A 2,109-nucleotide genomic window follows, 5' to 3' on the forward strand; every position below is an offset into this window, starting at 1 on the left:
GTGGCGGGCCCGCCACCGCTCGATCTCGCCGGCCTCGCCGAGGCGTTCCTCGCTGAACTGGCGGATCGTCTCCAATAGCCGGTAGCGGCTCTCGGGCCCGTGTTCCTCAGCCACGACCAGCGATCGCGCCACTAGGTTGGCCAGCAGCTCGAACACTGTGTCGGTGCCGGGGTCAGTACCGTCGCCGCCGCAGACCGTCTCGGCGGCTTCCAGGGTGCAGCCGCCGGCGAACACCGCCAGCCGGCACAGCAGCCGCCGTTCGGGCTCGGTGAGCAGCTGGAAGGACCAGTCGATGGTGGCCCGCAGCGTCTGGTGCCGTGGGTCCGCGCCGCGCCGACCAGCGGCAAGCACTCCGAAACTTCGCTCCAGCCGCCGGGCCAGCTCTGCCGGAGTCATCGCGGGCACCCGCGCCGCCGCCAACTCGATCGCCAGCGCTATCCCATCCAGACGCCGCACGACGGCGGCGACCTGCGCCGCATTCTGGTCGGTCACTGCGAAATCGGGCTTGACCGCGTCCGCCCGCTCGACGAACAGCCGCACTGCCTCCGCCTCGGTGATCGCGGCCAGATCGGCGTCGGCGCCGGGCACTCCCAGCGTCGGCACCGGTACCAGCCGCTCCCCCTCGATGCCCAGGCCCTCACGGCTGGTGGCCAAGATCACCAGCCGCTCACACGACCGCTGTAGCATCCCGGCCAGTGCTGCCGTCCCATCGAGCAGATGCTCACAGTTATCCAACAGCAACAGCAGCTGCTTGCCGCGCAAAAACTCGACCATGACGTCCCGCGTGGTGTGGCCGGCTCGGGCGGCCAGAGAGAACACCGCCGCGACCGCATCATCCACACCGGCGACATCGCGTACCGGCGCCAGGTCACACAGCCATGTGCCGCCACCAAACCGCGGCGACACCTGCCCGGCTATCTGTAACGCCAGGCGGGTCTTCCCTACCCCGCCGGGCCCAGTCAAGGTCACCACCCGCGCCTCACCCAACGCCGCCGCGATCTGCTCCAGCTCCCTGGCCCTGCCGATGAACGAGGTCACCTGCAACGGCAAATTGCCGCTGCGCCCGGCAAGCGTGCGGATCGGCGGAAAATCGGCTGGGAGATCAGCATGGGTCAGCTGAAAGATCAACTGTGGCTCGGCCAAATCCTGCAGCCGAAATTCGCCCAACTGCTTCAGCCCAAACCCGCCGCCGAGACGGCCAGCCACCAGGTCGCGGGTCACGTTGGTGAGGAGCACTTGGCCGCCGTACGCGGCGGCCCTCACCCGGGCACAGCGGTTGATCGGCGAGTAGTCGACATGATCGCGCCCACCCACGCGTGCTTCCCCAGTGTGCAGCCCCATCCGCACGCGTAGCGCAATGCCCGTAGGCCATTCCTCGCGCCCGAGTCGCAGCTGACAAACGCCGGCCGCCTCGACCGCGGCAACCGCGCTAGGAAAAACGGCGAAGAAACCATCCCCCTCCCCGCGGGAGGTGATCACCCTTCCGCCATGCTCCTCGATCACCCCGGCCAGAAGCCGATCATGCTGTCGCAGCGCCACCTCCATCGCCTTCGGCTCGCGCTCCCACAGCCGGGTGGAACCCTCGATGTCGGTCAGCAGGAACGTGACCGTCCCGGAGGGCAGCTTGGTTCTACCGGGCTCGCCCGGTGCCGCCGACGACGGACGCAGCGCCCAGGCGCTGATTGTGGCGTCGGCAAAGCTTTCGCTCAGCAAAACTGCAAGGTCGTGGGCCAGCAGCCGTTCCAGCTCCTTCGCCGTGGTGAACTCCCGGTACGACGTCGTGCCGGTCGCGCGGATATCGTCGAGCATCTTCGTCAGCCCCGGCTCCTGGTTTGGGGCCGGACGCTTCACGTATAGGAGCATCGGCATGCCAGCGGCCAGCCGGTATTCATCCTCGAGACCTGAGATCTCCATCCCCGACCCCACCCAGCCGTACCGTTGCCAGTAAATCCCGACAAAAACCTGGCTCTGCTCCAGGTAGGCCCGGTACATGTTCCGCGGCGGATGTGGCCGAGCGCCCGACTCATACCACACCGGAATCAAATGCAGCCGCCGAATCGCCCGCCGCGCCGCCGCCCGCTCCTCAGCCAACTCCTCCAGTGTCGAAGA

1 protein-coding gene is annotated in these 2,109 nt (G+C 68.0%); it reads right to left on the minus strand.

What is annotated here, in order from left to right:
- Positions 1-2,100: DUF4062 domain-containing protein (locus tag VF468_12075; protein HEX5879034.1), on the minus strand; the 2,100-nt coding region annotated here is incomplete at its 3' end.
- Positions 2,101-2,109: the final 9 nt, after the last annotated feature.

The sequence above is a fragment of the Actinomycetota bacterium genome, assembly GCA_036280995.1.
Taxonomy (GTDB): domain Bacteria; phylum Actinomycetota; class CALGFH01; order CALGFH01; family CALGFH01; genus CALGFH01.